Origin of the sequence: Corallococcus llansteffanensis (genome assembly GCF_003612055.1) — a bacterium.
GTDB classification, from domain to species: Bacteria; Myxococcota; Myxococcia; order Myxococcales; family Myxococcaceae; genus Corallococcus; species Corallococcus llansteffanensis.
Window position 1 is genome coordinate 1 of the sequence record NZ_RAWB01000478.1, and the last position, 7,659, is coordinate 7,659.

Annotated in this window: 5 protein-coding genes; 3 read left to right on the plus strand and 2 right to left on the minus strand. The window is 71.7% G+C overall.

Going from position 1 to position 7,659, the window contains the following annotated elements:
* The 3 genes from D7V93_RS32465 to D7V93_RS32475 form a co-directional block, all read left to right on the plus strand.
* The coding region (locus tag D7V93_RS32465; protein ID WP_120647072.1) for a response regulator at positions 1 to 1,281 on the plus strand (1,281 nt) is incomplete at its 5' end.
* Positions 1,278 to 2,117 (plus strand): CheR family methyltransferase, encoded by an 840-nt coding sequence (locus tag D7V93_RS32470; RefSeq protein ID WP_244237653.1) that lies wholly within the window; start codon positions 1,278 to 1,280, stop codon positions 2,115 to 2,117. The genes D7V93_RS32465 and D7V93_RS32470, both read left to right, overlap by 4 nt.
* 109 nt (positions 2,118 to 2,226) lie before the next feature.
* Positions 2,227 to 3,384 (plus strand): hybrid sensor histidine kinase/response regulator, encoded by a 1,158-nt coding sequence (locus tag D7V93_RS32475; protein ID WP_120647073.1) that lies wholly within the window; start codon positions 2,227 to 2,229, stop codon positions 3,382 to 3,384.
* Here D7V93_RS32475 and D7V93_RS32480 read toward each other — a convergent pair.
* Both D7V93_RS32480 and D7V93_RS32485 read right to left on the minus strand, forming a co-directional pair.
* Positions 3,374 to 4,300, minus strand: a complete 927-nt coding sequence (locus tag D7V93_RS32480) for a metallophosphoesterase (RefSeq protein ID WP_120647074.1) — start codon at positions 4,298 to 4,300, stop codon at positions 3,374 to 3,376. The genes D7V93_RS32475 and D7V93_RS32480 overlap by 11 nt on opposite strands.
* An 83-nt stretch (positions 4,301 to 4,383) precedes the next feature.
* Positions 4,384 to 7,332 (minus strand): choice-of-anchor D domain-containing protein, encoded by a 2,949-nt coding sequence (locus D7V93_RS32485; RefSeq protein WP_120647075.1) that lies wholly within the window; start codon positions 7,330 to 7,332, stop codon positions 4,384 to 4,386.
* Positions 7,333 to 7,659: the final 327 nt, after the last annotated feature.

Sequence of the window (7,659 nt, forward strand, 5' to 3'; positions counted from 1 at the left end):
CCGTTCCCCGCCGCGCCCGTGGCCGTGCCGTCGCCGCCCGCGGGTTTGCCCGCGGGTCTGGAAGACGACCGCGACCAGCTCATCCCCGGCTCGCGCCTGCTGCTGGTGGTGGAGGACGACCCGCGCTTCGCTGGCGTGCTTCGCGACCTCGCGTGGGAGCTGGGCTTCCAGTGCTTGCTGGCGCACACCGGCACGGACGGGCTCGCGGCCGCCGTCCACCACCAGCCGAGCGCCATCCTCCTGGACATCAACCTGCCGGACCACTCCGGCCTCACGGTGCTGGATCAGCTCAAGCGCAACGCGCGCACGCGCCACATCCCCGTGCACGTGCTGTCCGCGGTGGACCAGGCCCGCGAGGCGCTGGAGCTGGGCGCGGTGGGCTCCGCGCTCAAGCCCGTGCAGCGCGAACAGCTGCTGGACGTCTTCCGCAAGCTGGAGACGAAGTTCACGCCCGGCGTGCGCCGGGTGCTGGTGCTGGAGGACGACCCCCGCCAGCGCGAGAGCATCCAGCAGCTGCTGGCGACCGAGCAGGTCCAGGTGGAGTGCGTGGCCACCGCGCACGAAGCGCTCCAGCAGCTGCGCGAGCACACCTTCGAGTGCATGGTGATGGACTTGCAGCTGCCGGACCTGAGCGGCTACGAGCTGCTGGAGCAGATGGCCGCGCAGGAGGACGTCTCCTTCCCGCCCGTCATCGTCTACACCGGCCACACGCTCAGCCGGGACGAGGAGCAGCGCCTGCGCCGCTTCTCGCGCTCCATCATCATCAAGGGCGTGCGCTCCCCGGAGCGGCTCCTGGACGAGGTGACGCTGTTCCTGCACCAGGTGGAGTCGCACCTGCCGCCGGAGCGCCAGCGCATGCTCCAGGCGGCGCGCGACCGGGAGGCCGCGCTGGACGGCCGGCGCATCCTGGTGGTGGAGGACGACGTGCGGAACATCTTCGCCCTCTCCAGCGTGCTGGAGCCCCGGGGCGCGAAGGTGGAGATCGCGCGCAACGGCAAGGAGGCCCTGGCGCTGCTCACCCGGAGCCTCGCCCAGCCGCAGCTCGCCGTGGACCTGGTGCTGATGGACATCATGATGCCGGAGATGGACGGGCTCACCGCCACACGGGAGATCCGCAAGCACTCCGAGTGGCAGAAGCTGCCCATCATCGCGCTCACCGCGAAGGCCATGCGCGACGACCAGGAGAAGTGCCTCCAGGCGGGCGCCAACGACTACATCGCCAAGCCGCTCGACGTGGAGAAGCTGCTGTCGCTCCTGCGCGTGTGGATGCCCCGGGGATGAGCCCGGGCATGCTCGACGTGGCGTCGAAGGACTTCGACATCGAGCTGCGGCTGCTGCTCGACGCGCTCTATCTCAAGTACCACTACGACTTCCGGGGCTACGCGGTGTCGTCGCTCAAGCGCCGGATGGCCCAGGCCGCGCAGCGCTTCGAGTGCGCCACGCTGTCGCGGCTCCAGGACCGGGTGCTGCACGAGCCCGCCCTCTTCCCCGCCCTGCTCGACTACCTCACCGTGCAGGTGAGCGAGCTGTTCCGGGACCCGTCCTACTTCCGCGCGCTGCGCGAACACGTCGTGCCGGTGCTGCGCACCTACCCGTCCCTCAAGGTGTGGGTCGCCGGGTGCAGCAGCGGCGAGGAGGCGTGGTCGCTCGCCATCCTGCTGCGCGAGGAGGGGCTGCTGGAGCGCACGCTCCTGTACGCCACGGACATCAACCCGCTCGCGCTCCAGCGCGCGGAGGCGGGCGTGTACGCGGTGGAACGCATCGCGGCGTTCACCCAGAACCACCGGCTGTCGGGCGCGCGCACGTCGCTGTCGGACTACTACACGGCCGCGTACGGCAGCGCGGTGTTCGACAAGTCACTCAAGGGCCACCTCGTCTTCTCGGACCACAGCCTGGCCACCGACAGCGTCTTCGCGGAGGTGCAGCTCCTGTCGTGCCGCAATGTGCTCATCTACTTCAACCGCGACCTGCAGGAGCGCTCCCTGGGGCTGTTCAAGGAAGCGCTCTGTCACAAGGGCTTCCTGGGCCTGGGCGCGCGCGAGTCCCTGCGCTTCTCCGCGCACGAAGCGACCTTCGCCCCGGTCGTCCCCGAGGAGCGGCTGTACCAGAAGCGATAGAGGACCCCACCGCCCATGGCTCCCCAAGGCATTCCCCGTCCGACCCGCGCGGACTTCGTGCTCCCTCTTGAACAGATGCCAGAGCGGATGAAGGCGTGGGGAGGCTCCGATGCTGTCTGATTCGCCCATCCCCTACAAGGAGCACCAGGGCGTGTCCCCCCGGGTCAAGTGCCTGCTCGTCGATGACCTGGAGGAGAACCTGCTCGCGTTGAGCGCGCTGCTGCGGCGCGACGACGTGGAGGTGTACTGCGCCCCGTCCGGCGCGCAGGCGCTGGAGCTGCTCCTGCAGCACGAGTTCGCGCTCGCGTTCCTGGACGTGCAGATGCCGGACATGGACGGCTTCGAGCTGGCGGAGCTGATGCGCGGCTCGGAGCGCACCCGCGACGTGCCCATCATCTTCGTCACCGCGGGCGCGGGCGACCCCCGCCGCATGTTCAAGGGCTACGACGCGGGCGCGGTGGACTTCCTCTACAAGCCGCTGGACGCATACGTGCTGCGCAGCAAGGCGGAGGTCTTCTTCCAGATCCACCGGCAGAAGCAGCAGCTGGCCCAGCAGCTGGACATCCTCGCGGAGACGCTGCGCCTCAACGAGATGTTCACCGCCGTCCTGGGACACGACCTGCGCAACCCCCTGAGCGCCATCCTCACCGCGGCGGAGCTGCTCCAGCGCCGCACGGAGGACGAGGCCGTGCGCAAGACGGCCGCGCGCATGCTCGCGAGCGGCAAGCGCATGGGCCGCATGATTGAAGACGTGCTGGACCTGGCGCGCGCGCGGCTCGCGGGCGGCATCCCGCTGCGCCGGGGCCAGACGGACTTCGGCCAGCTGGTACAGCGCATGGTGCAGGAGCACCAGACGGCGTGGCCGCGGCACACCATCGAGGTGCAGCAGGACGGCGACCTCGTGGGGGACTGGGACGCGGACCGGCTGGCGCAGGTGGCCTCCAACCTCATCGGCAACGCGCTCCAGCACGGCGACACCGCGGAGCCCGTGCGCATCCGCGTGGACGGCACGCGCGACGACGCGCTGCGCTTCACCATCAGCAACGTGGGCATCATCCCGCCCCGCCTGCTGCCCTTCCTCTTCGACCCGTTCCGGGGCGGCCAGCAGAACCGCGGCCGGGGCGAGGGGCTGGGCCTGGGGCTCTACATCGTCCAGCAGATCATCCAGGCCCACCAGGGCGGCGTGGAGGTGCTCTCCGGCGAGGGCCCCTACACGGAGTTCCGCGTGGAGCTGCCGCGCCGGGGCCAGGACGTCGTCAAGCTGTAGCGCCGGGAGAGTCTTCGCCGGGCCCGTCACCGGATCCGGACTCTCCCCAGGGCGGCAGCGTGTGCAGCCCCCAGCGCTGTCCCGCCTGCCACGCGACAGTGCCCGTCACGCCCCAGCCGGCGCGCTGCGCTTCACGGCCCTCGAACTCCAGCCAGAAGACGGCGGTGTCGGGCCGGGCCGCTTGATCCAGACACGCCACGCGCGACTGCGTGCGCCCCTGCGCCTCCAGCGATACGGCGAAGGGCTTGTGCGAGTGGCCGCAGAGCACCCAGCGCGGGTGCACCGTGTCCACCAGCTTGCGAGTCACCGGGTTGCCGATCCACGGCGAGGGCAGCGGCCGCTCGGGCGCCAACCGCTCCTCGCGGGCCTTCTGCACGATGCCCCGGGGCCACTCGTGCACGAGCAGCAGGTCCACGTCCTTGAGGGCGGCCACCCGCTCCACCTCCGGGGCGCGGAAGTAGCCCGCCTGCTTCGCGGTATCCAACGAGATGGGGCGCTTGAGGGGCTGGTCGATGAAGCGCGGCGCGTGGATGCCGGACAGGTAGGCCACCCGCAGGCCGCCCAGCGTCCGCACGCCCGCGCGGCCCAGGTAGTGGACGTCCGGGGCCAGCTCGCCGCCGTCGGGCAGGTCGTGCAGCGCCTCGAAGTCCTCGTTGTTGCCGCCAATGAAGTACAGCGGCCGCTTCACGCGCTTGAGGCCGTCCGCGTACTCGGCGAACTCCGCGGGCATCGCTCGCTTGGCGGCCTTGCGCCGGTGGTCGTCCGCGTGGCGGAAGGCCTCCACGTCGCCCACCGCCAGCGCGAAGTCCACGCGGCGGCCCCGCGCCTCTTCCAGCGCATCCAGCCACGCCTCCACCCGGTGGAAGCGGCCATGGATGTCACCCAGCGCGGCGACGAGGAGGGAGTCCGGTGGCATGCCCCAACTCAAAGCCTCCCGTCCCGCGCTGTCGAGTCGTCCGCCCCCGACTCTGCCCGATGACGGACGAATGGCCGCCCGGCCTACGGGCAACCCAGCGGATACGTGATCTCCACCAGCGCCCCGGGCCCCGGGGCGCGCAGCCGGTCGAAGACGACGACGTTGCCCGGCGCTTCGTAGGACCACCCCTCCGTCACCGGGACGCCGTCCACCCGGACGGTGATGGCGCCCGGGTCCAGCGGCCTCTCCGACAGGGGGAAGCTGCGGTTGGGGCCGAAGGCACTCTCCGACAGCTTCTCCAGCGACGCGGCCCAGTTGGGCGTGCAGATGCTGTCCACCACGCCCCCCAGCTTCCTGGCCAGCTCCATGTAGCGGCTGCCAGAGCTGCTGGAGGTGGGGCAGGTGTTGAGGTCCAGGGGGCCCACCACCGCGTTGAAGGACACCTTGCCGCGGTCGTTGCCCTTGAGGGCCAGGAAGTACGTCTCGTAGAAGGACACCGGCTGCGAGCTGAAGTCCTCCTCGTCCGACAGCGCGATGATGGCCAGCTTCGCGTCCTCGCGCAGGAAGCCGCCGTTGCCGTCAGCGGGCTGCGGCGTGCGCGGATCATCCAGGTTGTAGAGCAGCGGATCCGACAGCGCGCGCCACGCGGCGTCCAGGCCCTGCTCGTTCCAATGGCACACGCCCACGTGCGTGTTGGTGGCGAAGACGTTGGCAGCGTTGGGCGTCTGGGGCGTGATGATGCGCGGGCTGGAGCCGTCCGCCGGGAACAGGCGCCCGTTCTCCCCGCCGAGCGCGCCGCCGGGGCACTCGGACCAGCCACCGGGCGAAGGGTCCAGGCCGGTGGTCGTCACGCCGATGCGGTAGTCCACGTGCGACGCGGTGGCCGCCGACAGGAAGGCGGCGAAGTTCGAGCCCAGGCTCTGCTGCTCCTCCATCATGGAGCCCGAGTTGTCGACGACGAAGAGCACGTCCACCTTCGCCTCCTCCTCCTGGAAGAAGCGGTCCGTCTGCTCCGTCCTCGACAGGCCGCGCCCCACGAGCCCCGCGTTGTAGACGGCGCCATCCGCCAGCATGAAGCGCACCGTCGCCGTGTCGTCCCCCTCCTCCGCGGGGGTGTACTTCGCGGTGAGCTTCACGCGCGCTCCCGCCGGCAGCGTGGCCGGCAGCGCCCCCGACACCGCGAACTCCGCGCCGGGCTGCACGAGCTTCATCCCGGCCACCGTCACGGGGCCCGGACAGTCGTTGTAGGCCATGAACTCCCGGGTGCGCGGGCCGCACGCCAGCCGGCTGATGCCGAAGTCCACGGTGGTGGGCTGCACGGAGAAGCAGCCCCGCACGCCCCGCCCGGACAGCGTCACCAGCGGATGGCCCAGCGTCGGATGGCTCACCCAGCCCTCCGCGAGCCCCTGGAAGTCCCCCTCCTCCGGCGGCTGGAAGCGCACCACGAGCGTCGCCTTCCGCCCGGGCTCCAGCGCCCCGTTCACCACCGGCTCCGCGCGGAAGGCCCCGTCCGAGCCCGACGCGAGCTGCAGCGCCGACAGGTAGCACGCCTCCGAGCCGGTGTTGCGCAACGTCAACCCCAGCGCCACCTCCGAGCCCACCGGCACCTGGCCGAAGTCCAGCGCCCCGGGCAGCGCGTACACGCACGGCTTGAAGGCCCGGCCCTCACCGGCGAGCACCACGCCCTCCGTGGCGTTCGCGCCGTCGTGGTGGGTGGTGACGGCGAGCTGGCCGCCGCTCACGCCGGTGAAGCCCGCGCGCGGGCTGAACGTCAGGCCCACCTTGAGGAAGCCCCCGGGCGCCACGGTCTGGTTCGCGGGCGGCTGCGCGAGCGTGAAGTAGCCGCCCGCGCGGGTGGTGAGCTGCAGCCCGGTGACGGACGCCTCGTCGCGGCAGCGGTTGTGCACGGTGACGTCGCGCGTGGCCGTCATGCCGAAGGCCACCGGCCCGAAGTCCAGCCGCTCCGGCGACACCTCCACGCACGACGCGCCCCCTTCGCCCACCAGCGACACCTTGGGGCCCGGCGACGTGGTGCCCGGCTTGCGCACGGCCACCTCCACGCGGCCCGTGCGCGCCTTGCCGGAGGCCTTGGGCGTGAAGGCCACGCGCAGCTCCACCACGCCCCCGGCCGGCAGGACGTCGTTGACGAGCGGCGGCGCGCTCACCACCTGGAACACGCCGGACGGATCCTCCAGCAGCGCCGCGCCCGTGTAGCTCAGGGGCTCATTGCCCTGGTTGCGCACGGTGATGCGCTCCTCGGCGGTGGCGCCCACCGCCACCCGGCCGAAGTCCACGCGCAGCGGCGTCACCTCCAACATGCTGGCGACGCCGGTGCCCGTGAGCGTCACCACCGCGGGCTCGCAGCCGTCGCACACCGTGACGTGCAGGGCGGCCTCGGCGGTGCCCAGCCGCACCGGGCTGAAGGCCACCGGCACCTTGCGCGTCTCATGGGGCGCGAGCGACGACGGCAGGCCCGAGCCGGCGGAGAATTGATCCGCGTCCGTGCCCTGCACCGACAGCACCAGCGGGCTCTCCACGTCGGAGGGGTTGCGCACCGTCACCTCGCGCATCTCCACCAGCCCCAGATTCACGTTGCCGAAGTCGAGCGCCGTCTCCGGCACCTCCACCAGCGCCTTCACGCCGCGTCCGGTGACGGGCACCGTCGCCACCGCCTCGCCGCTGGCGTCGGTGAGCACCTCCAGTTGCCCCTGCACCGCGCCCTCCACGTCGGGCGTGAAGCGCACTTCAATCTCCTGCTCCGCGCCGGAAGACAGCGTGAAGGGTTCGAACGGGGGGATGCTGACGTGGGGCAGCGACGAGCGCGCGCCCTCCACGCGGTAGGACGCGCGGCCCTGGTTCGCCAGCCGCAGCTTCATCGTCTTGGTGCGCCCCACCGCGGAGGCGCCGAACTCCAACAGCTCCGGCCGCGCCGCGAACCCCGTGCGCGCCTGGTGCGACGAGGGCCGCTCACACGCCGCCAACGCCACCGCCGCCACCATCACCGCCACCGCCGCCCATCGAGCCTTCGCCATACTAGGGTCCCGTCCTTCCCACACCTGGCACCGGCGTCCCCCCGCACTGCCCTTCGCGTGGATCCGGCCGCCGCGGGGCAGTGCAACCCGGGTGCCCGGTTTCCCCAGCGAGGCGACGTCGCGCCGCTGACACGGCAACCGGGCGGCCACGTTGGGGAAGCACACGGGACGCAAGCGGCCTGACATTTCCCCGTCAGAGCGGGCCACGGAAAAAGCTTCTCGAACGGCCGCTGCCTCACCGACCTCTCGGACCCGGGGGCTGGCCGTCTTCTCGCGGGGCGGGTGATGGCTTGGGAACGGACCGCGCGCCGTCTGGACGCCCGGGGG

Bases quoted from the DNA above. Each gene is read 5' to 3' on its own strand.
- D7V93_RS32470 (WP_244237653.1), top strand. From the start codon at position 1,278: ATGAGCCCGGGCATGCTCGACGTGGCGTCGAAGGACTTCGACATCGAG.
- D7V93_RS32475 (WP_120647073.1), top strand. From the start codon at position 2,227: ATGCTGTCTGATTCGCCCATCCCCTACAAGGAGCACCAGGGCGTGTCC.
- D7V93_RS32480 (WP_120647074.1), bottom strand. From the start codon at position 4,300: ATGCCACCGGACTCCCTCCTCGTCGCCGCGCTGGGTGACATCCATGGC.
- D7V93_RS32485 (WP_120647075.1), bottom strand. From the start codon at position 7,332: ATGGCGAAGGCTCGATGGGCGGCGGTGGCGGTGATGGTGGCGGCGGTG.